This window comes from Nocardia arseniciresistens (genome assembly GCF_046764875.1).
GTDB classification, from domain to species: Bacteria; Actinomycetota; Actinomycetes; order Mycobacteriales; family Mycobacteriaceae; genus Nocardia; species Nocardia arseniciresistens.
The window spans coordinates 215876-233780 of sequence record NZ_JBKORD010000015.1 but is presented as its reverse complement, the minus strand read 5'-3'; the positions used below and the strand labels follow the sequence as shown (position 1 = coordinate 233780).

The window sequence follows — 17905 nt, the reverse complement described above, 5'->3', positions numbered from 1 at the left end:
CACTACTGCACATCCTTGATCAGTCCCATACATGAGTAAGCCAGGTCGGGCACGACCTCGACAGGAACGTCGCGCGCCGCCGCGAGCAGCCGAATGTGCGCATGTTCCGGTGCGTCCGCCTCGCGGACCAGCACCAGCCATGGCACCCGCCGCATCAGCACCCGGGTGGTCTCGCCGACCCCGGGCTTCACGAAATTCACGCTGCCGACGCTGTATTCGGCGCGAACCTGCTCTACCGAGGCCAAGCCGGTCCAGGTCGGCGTACGGTCGCTCGCCTGAATCGCCGCGAGCGAGGCAGGCACGCGGTCCCGGACGGCGTCGAAGGCGGCGGTCACGGTGTCGAGCAGGTGGACGGAGACATCGTCGCCGATCAGGTCGCGATAGAACTTCGCGCCATGGAATTCATTCGGACCGATCAGGGTGTCGTTCAACACGGTCCGCGAAACCAATCCGGACACCGTCGAATTCAGACATGCCGAGGCGATGAGAAAGTCGTCACGAGTGCCGTAGGTGCGCGCACAATGGCCGGGGTCGGCGAGCACCACCAATTCGTCGTTGAACCGTATGCCAGTGGCCGCGTGATAGGCGTCGAGAGCATCGGTCAGTTCGCGTGTGATCGCCCCTTTGCCCGTCCAACCATCGACGAATACCACCGACGCCGGATCATGATGTCGGGCAAGGTAATCCAGAGCAACCGTATCTATGCCGCGATTGCGCACGATCGATACCGCGTAATGCGGCGCGGTCAGGCTCGGCAGATCGCCGTCGCGACCGTACTTCAGCCAGCGCCGGATCAGAATCCCGATCGGGGTGCCCGCCCGCGCCAGCGATACCAGCACGATGTCGTTACCGCGCTCAGCGACAACAAGTTCCGATACCGTCGCCACCGCGAGCGCGAGCCGTTCCGCACTCTGCGCCAGGATTCTCTCGAAAAGCTCCCGATAGTCGGCGTCGGGCTGGTACTCGATCGGCAGCGACTCGGCGTAATTCGCGAGACCGGACTGGTACCGACGCTCCCGCTCGGCGACATCCGCCTCGAGATCGGCCTCCGACAGGTCCTTGAGCAGCCACGAAACCTCATCGGCCGCATACGATCCGAACTCCGGCCCGTACAACGGCTCGGGCAGCCCCCGCGCTGTGATCGGCCGGGCGGAATCACTTCGCTCGGTATGCAGCAAGCGCGGATCGGCACCCGAAAGGACTGCCACCACCACATCCGCACCCGAAGCGGTCAACACATCGACCAGCCCGCCATCCGCGACGAGCTCCGTCGTATCGGCGGGGGAATCGACGACAACGACCAGGACCGGATCTGCGAAGTCCACACCCGAGAACGGATCTTCCGAACCGGAGAACTCCACGGCCCAGTGCGCGTTGTACAGATAGCGAGGCTGCTCCTGACCGGCTTCCGGTGCCAGGAATCGGAATCCACGGCGCAGCGGGTACCCGGGCTCGTCCAGTACGTAGGCGGGTGACCGGGTGGTGGTCTGATACCTGGTCGGCGTGCCGGACTCGGCGAGTTCCGTCGCTATCCGCAGTGGCATGTACATCAGCTCTTCGTGTGCGAGCACGATCACGGGCCTGCCATGGAAATCCGCGACGAGCCTCGACCGCATCACCTCGGTCGCCGCGGTGACGGCGGTATCGAATGCCTCGGTGTCCGAGCGCAGGATCCCGTGCCTGCCGCCCTCCGGTACCGATGCGGGCCACGGTAGTTCGACTCGACTGAACGAACCCCGCCGCTCAGCAATGGGATTGAGCTCCGATTCGGGTAGCGCGGTCACCGCGTCCACCAAACCGTCCGGCAGCGTAGTGCGGCCCGACGCCAGGCACACGGTGTCGATCCTTGCCCCGATATGCCGCGCCGCCGCCTCGAAGGCGCCACGATCGGCCTCGGTGCGCATATCCACCAGCGAGGCGAGCACGTAGAACGGCCTCGGCGAGAAGGCGTGCAATGCCCGAATCGCATCGAGTGCTGTTGCACCGGTGGAGATTTCGTCATCGACCAGGACGAGCGGAAGATCATTTGCGAAGATGTCGGCCGGTGCGGGTTGCAGTTGGTGCGAGGTGGCGTGCGAATGCCCTTCCTCGAAGCCGGTGAGCGTCTGCGCTTCGGCGACATCCCGCCGGGTCGAATGGAGGTAGCAACCCGCCTCGATCCGCGCCGCCACGCAATGCCCGAGCCCCGTCGCGGTCTCGGCGAACCCGAGCACCACCGCCTCGCGCTCGCCGAGCACCTCGCGCACCAGATCACCGAGCCGGTTGCCCGCGTCGATCACGACCCGAGGGTCCGTCGGAAGATGTTTGCCGAGCACGGTCGATACCAGCAGGTGCGCGCGTCGCGGGTTGCGCCGCAGGCCAGGCTGGATCAGCGACTCGATCGACAGTTCGGCAGGTAGCGCACTGACCGCCGCGTCGAGATCGACCGGTCCGTAGGAATCGTCGTGGAACAGCTCCAAACCGAGGGTCTTCGTCGCCCAGGGAATTCCGGAGCCGATGACCTCGACATCGGTGCCGCTCATACCTTCACCAACGCCGATAGCAGATCCACGAACGACACTCCCTTGTTGGCGACACCGAACACGCGCGCCCGCAGCAATGTCTGCCGCGCCCAACTCCGATGCGGCCGCATCTCGTTCATCTTGTTGCGGTACTCCGATGCCGCGACGCCACCCACGTCGACCTGCAGGATGTCGAGCGCGTCGGAGTACTCCTCGTGCGTCACCACCGACAATGCGTGCACCGCGGCGACATGCGACGGATGGATCACCGTTTTGCCTTGGATACCGTTGGCCCGGTCCAGCGTGATCTCACGCAGCAACCCGTCCAGATCCCGGCTGACCAGATACTGCCGGAACGGCACCGCGTCGGACTCCGCGAAGGGCGCGGTGCGCAGCAGCGGCCGGAACATCCGCTCGTGGTCGGCGAAGTACTCCCAGACGGGGCCGGTGATCACGAACCCCGTACCATCCACTCGCCCAAGGTAATTAACGATATCGGCGATGACATCCGCGACAACTCGCACGTCGTAGATCGTCAGATCCCGGTCACGCCGGATACCGAAGGTCGAGCACATGTCCGTGGCACCGACCCGGACCGCGAGCACTCGCTCCCGGTGCTGCGCGAGCAGTGCCGCGATCTGCGTCAGTTCGTCGTCGCGGGTCTGCCGATGCACCAACTCCGGCGACTCGAGCACCGGCATCCCGTACAGCGGCCGGTCGAGCAGCCCGGCGGCCCGCTCCAGCGCATCCAGATATTTCGGCCCGGTGGTGCTGTCGAACTTGGGGAAGACGAACCCGGTGAGCACCGCGGCGCCCGGCCCGAGCTGCTCGACAATCTCGGTGACCGCGTCCGCGTCACGCACACGGACGAACAGAAGCGGATTCGGATCCTCGCTGGTCGCGAGCAGATCCAGGGTCGCGACGGTCTGCCGCTTCGCGGATTCCAACTCGTGGTCGGCGACGGCGTCCTCGAGGTCGATCACCATCGAGCACACGCCGCGCGCCGCGCGTTTGCCGATCGTCACCGCCAGATCGGGCCGGGTCGCGGGCGCGTACAACGTGGCGCCGAGGGCGATCGCCAGCAGCTCCCGATCGGCGTGGTCACCGAACGGTTCGGGCTGACGGTGAAAGAGATGCCGCGCCTCGGGGCCGTGCAACTGCCGAAAATGGCGCAGCGGCAGTTGTTTCCGCAGGGAAACAACCTGCGGGACGGCGACGCCTGCGGTCATCGTTGCCCCATCCTCATCCTTGTCGTGGTCCTGGCTGTTTTCTCATTCGATCCACTACGCCGGCTATGAAGTCGGCGATGGAATCCAGCTCCGTCACATAGGCCCAGTAGTCGGGGTGCCGCCCTGACAGTGTCGCGGCGATTCTGTCGATTCGATCCACCTGTGCGTCGAGCACAGAGCCCCACTCGGTAGTGAGCCCCCGGCCCACCGCGAGCATTTGCGCGTCCCGCAGTCGAAATCGTACGGCCTTGGTCTTCTCTTGCGGGTTGTCCCGGACTTCGCGCAGCATGGTCAACCGCTTGGTCACGGCGTCGACCTGCTGCTCGGCCTCGCTCAGCGACCCGCGCGCGGATGTGGTCAGATCAAGTGCAGACTCCGGGTTGTCCTTGGCCAACGCCACGCGCGCCCGCACGAGGGCTGCGTCCGCCGCATCGATGGCTCGCTGGCTTTCCCGCCCATTGTCAGCCAGATCCGCCGAACTCGCAGCATTGAACTCGCGAAGCAGTGCCGAGAATGCGGGGGCCAGCCCTTCGGCCCTGGTCCGCACAGCCGACAGCCTGGTGCTCGCCGAACTGATCGCGGTGCTCGCGGCCTGCTGCCGAGATGGGGCCTGCGCCAACGCTTCTGTCAGTTCCTTGGTCACCGCTTCGAGGCGATTAGCGGCGTCCCGGACGGCCGCGGCGGCGGGACCGGCGGCTTCCAGTGTGATCAGGGCCTCATCGACTGCGGCCGATAGTCGGCGCACCGAGGGGTAGTCAACGTATTCGGACTCGGCGGCCTGCCTACGGACGCCCGCGGCCGTGATCTTCACCTGCTGGGCCAGCTGCGGCACCGTTCCGTATACGACGACCGCGTTCTCGAGCTGGGCCTGGTTGCCTCGGTAGAACTCGTCCACCACCCCTGCCGCCGCGTTCAGCTGCCGGACCAGGGCGTCGGCGCGGGCCTGCCCCTGCGGAATCGGGGTCCCGTCGCGCTCGGCGGTATCCAACTCGTCGTTCAACGCCAGATACGCGCCGGCGGCGTCATAACACCGGCTACGCGCCGCTTCCCAGTGCGCGCTCATCCGGCGATCCGGGAACACTTCCTCCGAGGCGTGCACGGCCGCTTCGGCCGCGCTCTGACGTCGATCCATATCGAGGAACGCGGCCGTCAGCGCGGGTCGAGCCTGCTGAATCCACTCATTGCTCCCGGACGACCGAAACCATCCACGCCTGCGGCCTGCCACGCCCCCGATGGTAAGCGGTGGACTCGCCCGCGCTCGCGCCAAGCGCGACTATCGGCAGACTTCGCCCGGTATGCGAGATGTTCCAGTTCCACAGGGGTTGGACGGGTTCCTACGCAAGTTCGCCGAAACCTACTACTGTCGTATGTCGTACCCGGCGATTCGGACATGCTGGGAACCTCATACGTCTATTGAAAGGGAATTCCGCATGGGTGTCAGTTTGTCCAAGGGCGGCAACGTCTCGCTGACCAAGGCGGCGCCGAATCTTACCGCCGTCGCAGTCGGCCTCGGGTGGGACATTCGCTCGACCACGGGTACCGACTTCGACCTCGATGCCAGCGCCATCGCGACCGGTGCGGACAAGAAGGTGCTGACGGACCAGCACTTCGTCTTCTTCAACAACCTCAAGTCCCCCGAAGGTGCGATCGAGCACACCGGTGACAACAAGACCGGTGAGGGCGAGGGCGATGACGAGGTCATCAACGTCGACCTCGCGGCGACCCCGCCGACAATCGAGAGCATCTTCTTCCCCGTTTCGATCTACGACGCGGAGGGCCGCCAGCAGTCCTTCGGTCAGGTGCGCAACGCCTACATTCGCGTCACCGATCGCAGCAACGGCAGCGAACTCGCCCGCTACGACCTCACCGAGGACGCCTCCACCGAGACCGCCATGGTCTTCGGTGAGCTGTACCGCAACGGGGCCGAGTGGAAGTTCCGCGCGATCGGTCAGGGCTACGCTTCCGGCCTGTCCGGTATCGCCAAGGACTACGGCGTGAACGTCTAGCACGACCTCGCGTGGTCAGGGGGCCCGGGCAACGGGCCCCCTGTTCGTGCGGCAACGCGCCGGTGCGCACGCCACATCGTTGGACAACAGCCGATTCAGCGGCCACGCTGGAGTAAAGCCGTCACCAACTCGGTCTCATCACTCATACGCGCTCGGACGAACGTCCGGGCCGCCGCATAGGAAAGGTCCCCGCGTGGTCCTGCGCATTTTCGGCATGTCCTTCATCGTCACGGTGGTCTCACTTATTGTGGCGTTCCTGTACGGCGGACCGACCGCGCTCGCGCTCGCCGCGATCCTCGGCATCATGGAGGTCTCGCTGTCGTTCGACAACGCGGTCATCAATGCGACTGTGCTGCAACGGATGAGCGAGTTCTGGCAGAAGATCTTCCTCACCATCGGCGTGGTGATCGCCGTGTTCGGCATGCGGCTGGTCTTCCCGCTCGCGATCGTGTGGGTGACCGCGGGCCTCAACCCGGTGAAAGCCTTCGACCTGGCGCTGAACCCGCCCGCCGACGACGCCGCGACCTTCGCCGACGGCAGCAAGAGCTATGAGACCTTGCTCACCGACGCGCACCCGCAGATCGCCGCATTCGGCGGCATGTTCTTGCTGCTGCTGTTCCTGAACTTCATCTTCGAGGAACGCGACATCACCTGGCTGTCCTGGCTGGAGCGGCCGCTCGCCCGAATCGGCAAGCTCGACATGCTCTCGGTAGTCGTCTCCGGCGTCGCGCTGGTCCTGACCGCGGAGATCATCGCCGCCGACGACGATCGCGCCACCGTGCTGGTGGCAGGACTGCTCGGCATGATCACCTACATTGTGGTGGACGGCCTCGGCTCGATGTTCCACACCGAGGAGAACACCGAAGGTCCTTCGGAGCTCGCCAAGGCCGCGGGCAAGGCCGGGTTCTTCCTGTTCCTGTACCTGGAAGTGCTCGACGCGTCGTTCTCCTTCGACGGCGTGATCAGCGCCTTCGCCATCACCTCCGACCCGATCATCATCGCGCTCGGCCTCGGCCTGATCGGCGCCATGTTCGTCCGCTCCATCACGGTATACCTGGTGCGCAAGGGCACCCTGTCGGAGTTCGTATACCTGGAGCACGGTGCCCACTGGGCGATCGGCGCGCTTGCGGTCATCCTGTTCATCTCGATCGGCGTGCACATCAACGAAATCATCACCGGCCTCATCGGTGTCGCGTTCATCGGCGCGGCATTCATCACCAGCCTCATTCGCAACCGTCGCGCGGATGCCGAAGAAGTCGAGGCCGAACGGGAACCGACGCCGGTCGGCTGAGATCGGGCTGACAGCAACAACTTTTCAGCGGCAATGGCTGATCCCAGCCATTGCCGCTTTCTTGTGTGTACGAAGCTCAGCGCACGGCCGTCGCAACAGCCTGGCGCTGTTCGACCGCGACCGCGGGTCGGCGCGACGCGAGGACCATGCCGATCACACCGACAGCGAGTCCAGCGACGGTCAACGGTCGCAACGGTTGATCGACGAGCAGCCAGGCGAGGATCGCGGTCACCGCGGGGGTAGCGAAGAACAGCCTGCCGACCCGCGTCACATCCCAACGCTGGAGCATGTGGTTGAGCAGCAGGAACGCGACCATCGAGTTCATCAGCACCATCCAGGTCAGCGCCTGCGCGAACCGGCTCATGTCCCAGACATGCAGTTGACCGGCGGCCACGGCCAGCACACCCGCGATCGGCGCGCTCGCCAAGACGTGCACAGCGGTCGCCGCGCGCGGGTCGACCCGAGGAACGAATCGCTTCTGGTAGATCGTCCCGATGCTCAAGCCGAGCAAGCCGAGCACGCATAGCAGCAGACCGACCATCGACATCGTCGACTGGTCGAGCACGGCCAACCCGACGCCGACGCCGCCGATCCCGAAGCCGAACCACTGTCGCACCGTGACAGATTCGCCGATGACCCCGGCGAACAACGCGATAACCACCGGATTCAATCCCTGCACCAAGGCGATTACCGCACCGGAAACGTGGTGGCTCATCGCGGTGTAGAACGCGCCGAACTGCACGATCTGCATCAACAGACCCGCGACGACCACATGCCGGAGCTCGACACCGCGTGGCCAATGGGCACCCACCGCACGGGCGTACAGCGCCAGCAGCACTCCGGCGATGGCGAACCGCGCGAACAAAACCATCAGCGGTGGTGCGGCACCGACTCCGATGATCCCCGCGATGAACGCGCTGCTCCACAACAGCACGAACAGTGGCTGCATGACCGCCGTCGCGATTCGATCCTGCACGAGACCTCCCGAGATAACCGTCTTAAGCAGTTACTACCGTCGCACTTATTTGCCTAACCTGTCAAGGCGGTTACTATGAGGAGGTGTTCGCCTTCGTAAGCGGTAATCTCGCGCTGGACTTCGCAGGCACGGTCAAGGCCCGTGCCACGACGTTCGACGACCACCTCTGCACACCAGCGGATCTCGCCGACTGGTTCGTCGCCGCCGATCTACTCGACGGCGAACCGCCCTGCGACGCAGCGATACTCGACCGCGCCGTGCGCCTGCGCGAGGCCGTATATCGACTGGCCCTCGCCGCCGCTCGCGACGATCCGTTCACCGATGCCGACCGCGGGATCGTCAACGAGCTGGCCGTCGGCGAACTCCCCTGGCTCGCATTGCAATCCGATGCCACACTGATCCGCACGGGCACTCCGGACGCCGCCATCGCGGCCGTCGCCCGCGCCGCAGTCGAAATGCTCGGCGGACCCGACCGGCAGCTGATCAAGGAATGCGGCCGCCCCGAGTGCACCCGTCTTTACATCGACACCTCACGCGGCAAGTCGCGCCGCTGGTGCGATATGACCCTGTGCGGCAATCGCGCCAAGAGCGCCGCTTTCCGCGCCAGGCAGGCGGCCGACTGACTAGGCCACGGGCACCATATCGCCGCGTTCGAAATGCGGGATCGGCGGCGGCGCGAGCCGGTATCCGCGCGGTCTCGCCCGCACGAACAGGAAGAAGAACACCACGAGCAGGATGGCGCGGCCCCAGACGCCAAACTGGACCACGTTCTCCATCTGATCCACCGAGGCGCCCGAACCGATCGAATAGAAATATCGGAACACGCCGATGCCGATGGCCGCGTCCGCTACCAGGTAGGCGCCGATCGCCGACCACGGAACCTCGAGCAACACCAGGAACGGAATCAGCCACAACGTGTACTGCGGCGAATGCACCTTGTGGAACAACAGGAATCCGCACAGCATCGCGCCGCTGACCCCGACCCAGGGAAAGGTGCCCGTCATCGTGAATCGCTTCCAGCCCAACCACATCGCGAGCGCGAAGGAGGCGATCACCAAGGTCGGCGACGCGATCGAGACCGCGTGCTGAAATGCCGTCTCGCTCTCGATGTCCTGTCCGAAGAGCTGCCGAAGTCCCCAGTACCAAATGGAATTCGTGGTGATGTCGGCCTGGCGCAACTGCTGGAAGGTGATCGACGCCCGCCAGCCCTCGTAACCGGCAAGCGCGAAAGGCAGATTCACCGCGACGACAGTGCCGATGGCGGCAGCCGCCGTCATCACCGCGCCGCGCATATCCGGCCGCACCGCCTTCGGATCGCCGTCAGAGGCCATATCGCGCTGGCCGCCGGTGAGCACGTAGACCAGCAACGGCAGTACGAAGATGCCGGGGTACAGCTTGAAACAGAAGCCGATACCGAGCAGGATCGCGGCGAGCATTCCCCTGGTACGCAACGAATATCGAGTCATCGCGGTGACCACGTACACGGCGGCGACCGCCGTGCACACCACCGGTAGCTCCCAGTTGTGGAATGCGTAGAGCACCAATGGCGGCCCCGCGGCCCACAGCAGGGCAGCACGACCGGCCAGTCGGACAAGCAGCCACGCGGTCAGCAACGCGAACGGCGCCAACAGCAACGCGGAGTGCAGCAGGAAATCGGCGTCATCGTGGGCGCCGACCGCGCCGAGCCACATCAGCACACCGCTGAGCACCGGATATTCGACCGCGCCCCCCGTCAGCGTCCCGTCCTCGGTAATGCCGCCGTCGATATAAGGAAAGACATGGTTGTCGATGTCGCGCCCCAGCCACAAGAACTGGATGTCGGAATAACAGACATCCGAATCCTTGAGCACATCGAACGCCGAACTGCGCCCGTCCTCGCCGAACGGCGCGCCCGCGCAGCGCGCCTTGTTCAGATATGCCAGCCCCAGCGTGAGCCCACACAGCAACACCACGACCGCGGCGAGCGCCGCAGCGCGTGTCACACGGCCCGCGATCCTGTCGCTGGCGGCCAGTCCGGTCGGCATGACAACCACCCTAAGTGGCGCAGCCGGGCCTTGCCCGTGTCCCCCGCGAATACGACCACCGGTCGCGACATCCTCTCGGCCTCCCCTCGACCGGCAAAAGTCGCGGAGAGATGGGGGCGTTTCGTGGCTCAGTACCTGCTCATGTAGCCTTGTCGGGTTGCTGACGCAACGACCCTCCTGCCACGGAAAGTCCGTGGCCGTTTCCTAGTCCACAGGAGGTGATTGGTCCGTGCGTCATTACGAAGTGATGGTTATCCTCGATCCCAGTCTGGACGAGCGCACCGTAGCTCCGTCCCTCGAGACCATGCTCGGCGTGGTTCGTACCGAGGGCGGCAAGGTCGACAAGGTCGACATCTGGGGCCGCCGCCGTCTTGCTTACGAGATCGCCAAGCAGGCCGAAGGCATCTACGCGGTTGTCGATCTGACCGCTGAGCCCGCCACGGTCAAGGAACTCGACCGCCAGCTCGGCCTGAACGAGACGGTGCTGCGCACCAAGGTTCTGCGCCACGGCAAGTAACTCTCGATTGCGTCGGTGCTTATCTCTAGGCTCTAGCGCAACAGTGAGTGCATTGCGGACTGCAACCGAGCAGGAGGAACCACATGGCAGGCGACACGGTCATCACCGTCATCGGAAACTTGACGGCCGACCCCGAGCTTCGATTCACGCCCGCGGGCGCAGCGGTGGCGAATTTCACCGTCGCTTCGACTCCCCGCATGTTCGACCGTAATTCGAATGAGTGGAAAGACGGCGAAGCGCTTTTCTTGCGCTGCAATGTCTGGCGCGAAGCCGCGGAAAACGTCGCTGAAAGCCTGACCCGAGGCGCTCGCGTCATCGTGAGCGGACGACTGAAGCAGCGTTCTTACGAAACCGCACAGGGTGAGAAGCGCACGGTCGTCGAACTCGAGGTCGACGAGGTCGGTCCCTCGCTCCGCTACGCAACCGCGAAGGTCGTCAAGGCCAATCGCGGTGGCGGCGGTGGTGGCGGATTCGGTTCCGGTGGCAGCGGTGGCGGCGGTGGCAACTTCGCCCCTGCCGGTGGCAGTGGTGGCGGCGGCCGTTCCGGCGGCGCCGAGGAAGACCCTTGGGGCAGCGCACCTGCGGCAGGTTCCAACAGCCGCGTAGACGACGAACCGCCGTTCTGAGAACGGCATTCATCGGCCCGGATTCACATGGGCCATCAGTGATTACGGAGTAAGACATGCCTAAAGCGCCAGCGCGCGAAAAGGTGCTGAAGAAGAAGGCTTGCACCTTCTGCAAGGAAGCCAAGACCGGCACCGTCAATATCGATTACAAGGACACGCAGCTGCTGCGTAAGTACGTCAGTGATCGCGGCAAGATCCGCGCTCGCCGGGTGACCGGTAACTGCGTGCAGCACCAGCGCGATGTTGCCGTTGCCGTGAAGAACTCGCGTGAGGTCGCTCTGCTGCCTTACGTGTCTACGGCTCGCTGAGACAGGGAGGCATCGCGATGAAGTTGATTCTGACTGCTGATGTGGACAACCTCGGTGCTCCCGGCGACACCGTGGAAGTCAAGGACGGCTACGGCCGCAACTACCTGCTCCCCCGCGGCCTGGCGATCGTTGCCAGCCGTGGCGCCGAAAAGCAGGTCGAGGGCATCCGCCGGGCGCAGGACGCCCGCAAGGTGCGCAACCTCGATCACGCCAACGAGCTGAAGCAGGCCATCGAAGGCCTCGAAGCCGTGTCGCTTTCGGTGAAGACCGGTGGCACCGGCAAGCTGTTCGGCTCGGTGTCCCAGGCGGATGTCGCCGCGGCCATCAAGTCGGCGGGCGGCCCCGTTGTCGACAAGCGCAGCATCGAGCTGCCGAAGTCGCACATCAAGACGACCGGCAAGCATGACGTTGTGGTGCACCTGCACCCCGACGTGATCGCCAAGTTCGACCTTCAGGTCGCCGGGAACTGAGTTCGCTCCGAAGGCCACTCTCGTGTTTCTGCACGGGAGTGGCCTTCGACTGTAATAGCTAAATATTTGCCACCTGACGCAAAGAGTGATCCGGATCATTCTCGGCAAACTGCGGCAACCGCTCTACCACCTGTTATTCCACTTGTGGATCGTCGAGAAAACCAACCGCCCGAAATGTGATCCAGGCCATATCGGTGATCCACACTGTTCAACCCAACACGCCCGGCTGTTCAACTGGACAGACACGCCGACACGATATTCATCCACACGTGGACAGATTCAGAAATCGATATCTATCAGCGAGTTTGAATGTAGCGACCTGGGTTTTCCCCAAGTAGTGCACAGGGGGTGCACACCGTTAGATAAACATTCCCCAAGTTATCCACAGGTATGTGCACAGTGCGGTTTGGCGACTGCCCTTCCGGTCGCCTAGGTTCGTCGCAATGTCGTGAACGAACCAACAGGAACGTCATGATTCGGTACCTTGCCGCAACGGTTGCTGGAACCCGCTGACGGCGCCCGCGGACGGAGACACCCGCACCCGCAGCGGCGCGCCGAACGTGTCGGTACCCGGGAGTACAACGAGTCATCAATAGTGTGAATCCGGGTCGTGGGGAAAGGACGGTCGAGTCTCGTGGCAGTCGTCGACGATCGCGGACACGCGGAGTACTCCGAACCGCCTGGCGAGGACTTCGGCAGGCAGCCTCCACACGACTTGGCGGCCGAACAGTCGGTACTCGGCGGCATGCTGCTCAGCAAGGACGCCATCGCCGACGTCATCGAGGCGCTGCGGCCAGGCGACTTCTACCGGCCGGCACACCAGGCCATCTTCGACACGATCCTCGATCTCTACGGTCGCGGCGAGCCCGCCGACCCGGTGACCGTCGCCGCAGGTCTCGATCGCCGCGGCGAACTCAAGCGCATCGGCGGCCCGCCCTACATCGTCACCCTCACCCAAACCGTCCCGACCGCGGCCAACGCCAGCTATTACGCCGAGATCGTCGCCGAGAAGGCCATCCTGCGCCGCCTCGTCGAGGCAGGCACCCGCATCGTCCAGTACGGCTACGCAGGCGCCGACGGCCAGGACATCGCCGAGGTTGTCGACCGCGCCCAGGCCGAGGTCTACGAGGTCACCGAACGCCGCACCACCGAAGACTTCCTCCCCCTCGAAGAACTCCTGCAGCCCACGATGGACGAAATCGACTCCATCGCAAGCCGAGGCGGCATCTCCCTCGGCGTCCCCACCGGCTTCACCGAACTCGACGAGGTGACCAACGGCCTGCACCCGGGCCAGATGATCATCGTCGCGGCTCGACCAGGTGTTGGTAAGGCCCTTGCGCTGGATACTCCGCTAGCAACGCCCATCGGTTGGACCACGATGGGTGAGGTCTGTGTTGGTGACGAACTCCTCGACGCACATGGCCGCCCGACCCGTGTTGTCGCCGCGACCGATGTCATGACCGACCGGCCCTGCTACGAGGTCGAGTTTTCCGACGGAACAGTTCTCGTCGCGGACGGAGAGCATCAGTGGCTCACCGAGACACGGGCCTCGCGACGCTCCGCGCAACAAGCGGCTGCTGGCAACAACGGCTGCCGCAATCAGCGCACGTTCGCCGCAGTCCATACCACCGCGGAAATCGCGGACACTGTGCGATGCAACACCGCTGACCGCAGGCTCAACCATTCGGTGACGAACGCACGCCCGCTACAGCTGCCTACCCGCGACCTGCTGGTGCCGCCGTACACGCTCGGAGCCTGGCTCGGAGACGGAACGGCCGCAGCAGCACAGCTCACGAGCGCGGACCCTGAGATCATCGCTTGCGTCGAAGCGGAGGGGATCGTTGCGATCCCTTCGCAATCAGCTCACTTGCGCTATCAGCTGCGGTTGCCCGACTACGAGCCGGTCTCGCCGCGCGAATGCACAGTGTGCGGTAAGGAGTTCGTACCGTTCACCAGCGAGGTTCGAACCTGTGGTCGATCGTGCGGAGGCAAGGCGCGCTTCTACTCCGCACCCGTCGCGGCACCGACCTGCGCGCAGTGTGGTGGCCCCTCTATCGGACTTCGGCTGTGCCAGTCGTGCCGAAACAGTGTGGGCAGCGTGCAGGCACGACTGCGAACCATTGGTGTTCTCGGCGACAAGCACATCCCCCTCGAGTACTTGCGGGCCTCCGAGCATCAACGGCGCGCGCTGCTCGCGGGATTGCTCGACACCGATGGAACCGTGACCCACGGTGGCTCCGTTCAGTTCGCGGTGACCAATGAGCGACTGTTCCTCGATGTCCAGGAGCTCGTGGTAGGCCTCGGATACCGCTGCCATGTTTCCACAAAGCGTGTCCGCGGCCGGTCCGAGAAATCGTCGACCGCTTACACAATGACGTTCTCGACCGACGACGAAGTATTCGGGCTCTATCGAAAAGCGCTACTGCATAAGGAGCGACGAGCGAGCCGCAGTACAGCACGATCCGGCTCGCGGTACATCGTGGACGTCCGCAGGATCGACAGCGTGCCGGTGCGATGCGTCGAGGTCGACAACGCCGACCATCTATACCTGGCCGGACAGGCTATGGTGCCGACTCACAACTCCACACTCGGCATGGATTTCATGCGTAGTTGCTCGATCAAGCATGGGCTTCCGAGCGTCATCTTCTCCTTGGAGATGAGCCGCACGGAGATCGTAATGCGCCTGCTCTCGGCGGAAGCGAAAATCAAGCTCGGCGATATGCGCTCCGGCCGAATGAGTGATGACGACTGGACAAAACTCGCGCGGCGGATGAGTGAGATCAGTGAGGCGCCGTTGTTTGTCGACGACTCACCGAACCTGACAATGATGGAAATTCGAGCCAAGGCGCGGCGGCTAAAGCAGCGCCACGATTTGAAACTCGTTGTCGTCGACTACCTCCAGCTGATGACCTCCGGTAAAAAGGTCGAATCCCGGCAGCAGGAAGTCTCGGACTTCTCGCGAAATTTGAAGCTGCTCGCCAAGGAACTCGAGGTTCCGGTGGTCGCGATCAGTCAGCTGAACCGTGGTCCGGAACAGCGAACAGATAAGCGCCCTATGGTGTCCGACCTGCGCGAATCGGGATGCCTGCCCGCCTCGACTCGCATTCTGCGGGCTGACACCGGCGGCGAGACCACCCTCGGCGAGCTGCTAGCCACTGGCGAACAGCCACTGGTGTGGTCGCTGGACGAGCGGATGCGCATGGTGGCGCGACCGATGGTGAAGGTCTTCCCGAGCGGTCGCAAGGAGGTGTTCCGGCTTCGCCTCGCCTCCGGCCGCGAAGTCGAGGCAACCGCCAACCACCCGTTCCTGACTGTCGACGGTTGGCTTCCGCTGGAGAAGTTGTCCGTTGACGACCGTCTGGCAACTCCGCGTCTCGTGCCCGAGCCCGTGCACACCACGAGGATCCCGGAGGCCGAGGTCATCCTGCTCGCGCACATGATCGGTGACGGTTCATGTGTCAAGCGCCAGCCGATCCGCTACGCCAGCATCGACGAAGAGAACCTGGCCGCTGTCACAGAAGCGGCGACTCACTTCGGCGTTACCGCAGCGCGGGATAACTACCCAGCCGCCCGAGTGACAACTCTGCGATTGCGTGCGCCCGAGCGTCTCACCCATGGCAAGCGCAACCCGATCGCAGCCTGGCTCGACGGGCTCGGCCTGTTCGGTTTGCGCAGCTACGAAAAGTTCGTGCCCCAGCCAATTTTCGCATTGGCCAACGATCAGGTTGCCCTATTTCTGCACCACCTGTGGGCGACAGACGGCTCCGTACGCTGGGATGCCAAGGGAGGTCAGGCGCGTGTCTACTACGCGTCGACCAGCCGACGCCTCATCGATGATGTGGCGCAACTACTGCTTCGGCTCGGCGTACACGCACGAATCAGGAAGGTCCCCAAGGCTGGGTATCGAGATTGCTGGCACCTCACGATCGACGGCGCCGACAACCAGACAACATTCCTGCGCGACATCGGCGTACACGGTGCTCGCGGCAACGCAGCACGATCGGCGTTGACCGAGCTGGAACCGCTGGCCCGCAACACAAATGTCGACACAGTCCCTAAGGAAGTCTGGACCAAGGTCCGAAGCCTGCTCGCCACCAAACACATGACCCACCACGAATTCTCGGCAGCAATGGGGTCCCGCTTCTGCGGCTCGACTATGTGGAAGCGCTCTCCGAGCCGCTCCCGCTTGGCCCGAGTAGCCGCTGTCCTCGACGACGCCGAAATCGAAATGTTGGCCGTCAACGACGTCTTCTGGGACCGGATCGTCGAAATCACCAGCCTCGGTGAACAGGATGTCTACGATGGCACCGTCCCTGGCACACATAACTTTGTGGCACAAGGCATTTCAGTGCACAATTCCCTGGAACAAGATGCCGACATGGTAATCCTGCTGCACCGCCCCGACGCCATCGAACGCGACGACCCCCGCGGCGGCGAGGCCGACCTGATTCTCGGCAAGCACCGTAACGGTCCGACCGCCACCATCACCGTCGCCCACCAGCTGCACCTCAGCCGGTTCGTGGACATGGCACGAGGCTAGAGGGCTTGTAGGTTCTCAAAAGTCGTGGCCAAATCTCAAAAACCATGGCCACTCGATGGCCAATTGGCCATGGTTTTGAGACAGATCCGGCCCCGCTCGGAGCTGAGAGGCGACATCAGAATGTCAGTGGGCTGACCTGCGGATACGCCATCAGCTGTCAGTCGATGGCGACACGAAATGTCAGTAGTGGGCCCGGTAGCGACACGAGGATGCCAATGCCGTGAGCTGGGAGAACGAGATCACGCTGTCTCGTGGCGGGACCGTGCGACCGTGCGACCGTGCGACCGTGCGACCGTGCGACCGTGCGACCGTGCGATGTTGCAGGACCTTCGAGGGGTGCCGGGTCAGGCCTGGCTGTTGCTGGTTTCGGCGAGCGCACGGTAGAGCGAGGCGACCGAAGGATGCTGGCCAGAGTTCTTTCCGGTTTTGATGACTGATCGCCGAACACTATGACGACCTGCTGCTGCGGCTGGCCGGATCATTGAAGTTCGGGCACGCCACCGCGTCGCTGCTGGTCGGCAAGCTGTCCGCCTCGGGTCGGCAGAACGCCCTGGCCGCAGCGCTCAAGGAGTACGGGGCGATGCGGCACACGATCTACGCTGCCCGGTATCTGTCCGATCCGGGCTATCGCCGCAAGATCGCCCGCCAGCTGAACAGGGGCGAATCCCTGCACGCACTGCGCCGGGACCTGCTCTACGCCCACGAAGGCACGATCCGGGCACGGCATCTGGAAGGGCAAGCCGAACAGGCATGGTGCCTGACTCTCGCGACGAACGCTGTATCGCTTGGACCACAGAGTATTACGGGCTCGCGATCGAGCAGATGCGCCGGGCGGGCCGTCGGATCGATGACGATGTGCTTAGCAGCAACCACGGGGAAAGTTCGCTCCCTGGTCGATACCGCGCGCAGCAATGCGCTCGATCACCGTGCCCGACGCCGTCCGCACTGTAGGGAGACGGATTCACCGACATTCTGATATCGCCTGGCCACTGACACTTTCGTGTTGCCCTCACACCTCACACCATGCGACCTGCGAGCCGCAGTGGCGATGTGGGGTGTAGCGACATATTTGCGCCGCTCACACCCATTCGACCGGGACCTAATCGATCGGATCGCCCATCCCAATCGGGGGCAACTCGTGGTCGGGCCACATCTCATACCCCCAACCGCTGGACTCCTCTTCGAAGCAGTCCTCACAGAGGAGCCGTTTCACCTCGTCAAGCCTGAGCTGGTCCGGGGTACAGAGTTCATCGCAACTCGCGCATCGCTTCCTGCGTATCGAGGGCGGCAACGGAGGACCGTATTGGGAAAGAGCTGCGAGATCGAACGTCCACTCGTTCACCGACCGGGTACGCCACTGCTCGAACTGTCGCATGAGGTACAGATCGGTTTGCGTTGCGGTCCACCCATTTACCGC

General features: G+C 64.1%; 13 protein-coding genes and 1 pseudogene. 9 read left to right on the top strand and 5 right to left on the bottom strand.

All coding sequences use genetic code 11. From position 1 onward, the window contains the following. Positions 1–2: 2 nt before the first annotated feature. The 3 genes from ACLMAJ_RS27080 to ACLMAJ_RS27070 are packed head-to-tail and all read right to left on the bottom strand — an operon-like array spanning position 3 to position 4955. Entirely contained in the window at positions 3–2522 is a 2520-nt protein-coding gene (locus ACLMAJ_RS27080) for a phosphoribosyltransferase (RefSeq protein ID WP_412016642.1), read from the bottom strand. After that, positions 2519–3730, bottom strand: a complete 1212-nt coding sequence (locus ACLMAJ_RS27075; protein ID WP_412016641.1) for an HpcH/HpaI aldolase/citrate lyase family protein — start codon at positions 3728–3730, stop codon at positions 2519–2521. The genes ACLMAJ_RS27080 and ACLMAJ_RS27075 overlap by 4 nt, the downstream gene beginning before the upstream one ends. A gap of 13 nt (positions 3731–3743) precedes the next feature. Further along, a complete protein-coding gene (locus ACLMAJ_RS27070; protein WP_412016640.1) occupies positions 3744–4955 on the bottom strand; it encodes a hypothetical protein in 1212 nt (403 codons plus the stop codon). 205 nt (positions 4956–5160) lie between these two features. Here ACLMAJ_RS27070 and ACLMAJ_RS27065 point away from each other — a divergent pair, with 205 nt between their 5' ends. Then, positions 5161–5736, top strand: a complete 576-nt coding sequence (locus ACLMAJ_RS27065; RefSeq protein WP_412016639.1) for a TerD family protein — start codon at positions 5161–5163, stop codon at positions 5734–5736. Between the two features lie 193 nt (positions 5737–5929). After that, a complete protein-coding gene (locus tag ACLMAJ_RS27060) occupies positions 5930–7027 on the top strand; it encodes a DUF475 domain-containing protein (RefSeq protein WP_412016638.1) in 1098 nt (365 codons plus the stop codon). A 76-nt stretch (positions 7028–7103) separates the two neighbouring features. Here ACLMAJ_RS27060 and ACLMAJ_RS27055 read toward each other — a convergent pair whose 3' ends face one another. Continuing rightward, positions 7104–8003 carry a DMT family transporter gene (locus tag ACLMAJ_RS27055; RefSeq protein WP_412016637.1) on the bottom strand — a complete coding sequence of 300 codons (900 nt, stop codon included), beginning with the start codon at positions 8001–8003 and terminating at the stop codon, positions 7104–7106. Between the two features lie 83 nt (positions 8004–8086). Here ACLMAJ_RS27055 and ACLMAJ_RS27050 point away from each other — a divergent pair, with 83 nt between their 5' ends. Then, entirely contained in the window at positions 8087–8626 is a 540-nt protein-coding gene (locus ACLMAJ_RS27050) for a CGNR zinc finger domain-containing protein (RefSeq protein ID WP_412016636.1), read from the top strand. Here the strand turns inward: ACLMAJ_RS27050 and ACLMAJ_RS27045 are convergent, their stop codons facing one another. Further along, complete coding sequence (locus tag ACLMAJ_RS27045; protein ID WP_412016635.1) at positions 8627–10027, bottom strand: glycosyltransferase family 87 protein; 1401 nt, start codon at positions 10025–10027, stop codon at positions 8627–8629. It lies immediately after the preceding gene. A gap of 229 nt (positions 10028–10256) precedes the next feature. On the opposite strand from ACLMAJ_RS27045, the gene rpsF reads away from it, so the two are divergent. The 6 genes and pseudogenes from rpsF to ACLMAJ_RS27015 all read left to right on the top strand — a co-directional run. Continuing rightward, on the top strand, positions 10257–10544 hold the full coding sequence (rpsF, locus tag ACLMAJ_RS27040) for a 30S ribosomal protein S6 (protein ID WP_412016634.1): 288 nt from the start codon (positions 10257–10259) through the stop codon (positions 10542–10544). An 83-nt stretch (positions 10545–10627) separates the two neighbouring features. After that, the gene (locus ACLMAJ_RS27035) at positions 10628–11170 is read left to right on the top strand and encodes a single-stranded DNA-binding protein (RefSeq protein WP_412016633.1); all 543 of its coding nucleotides are present in this window, start codon (positions 10628–10630) and stop codon (positions 11168–11170) included. A 56-nt stretch (positions 11171–11226) separates the two neighbouring features. Beyond that, a complete protein-coding gene (gene rpsR / locus ACLMAJ_RS27030) occupies positions 11227–11478 on the top strand; it encodes a 30S ribosomal protein S18 (protein WP_328407495.1) in 252 nt (83 codons plus the stop codon). 17 nt (positions 11479–11495) lie between these two features. Continuing rightward, the gene (rplI, locus tag ACLMAJ_RS27025; RefSeq protein ID WP_412016632.1) at positions 11496–11948 is read left to right on the top strand and encodes a 50S ribosomal protein L9; all 453 of its coding nucleotides are present in this window, start codon (positions 11496–11498) and stop codon (positions 11946–11948) included. 634 nt (positions 11949–12582) lie between these two features. Then, complete coding sequence (locus ACLMAJ_RS27020) at positions 12583–16488, top strand: replicative DNA helicase (protein ID WP_412016631.1); 3906 nt, start codon at positions 12583–12585, stop codon at positions 16486–16488. Between the two features lie 433 nt (positions 16489–16921). Continuing rightward, positions 16922–17352 (top strand): annotated as a pseudogene (locus ACLMAJ_RS27015) (Tn3 family transposase); the annotation flags it as partial. Between the last annotated feature and the right edge of the window lie 553 nt (positions 17353–17905).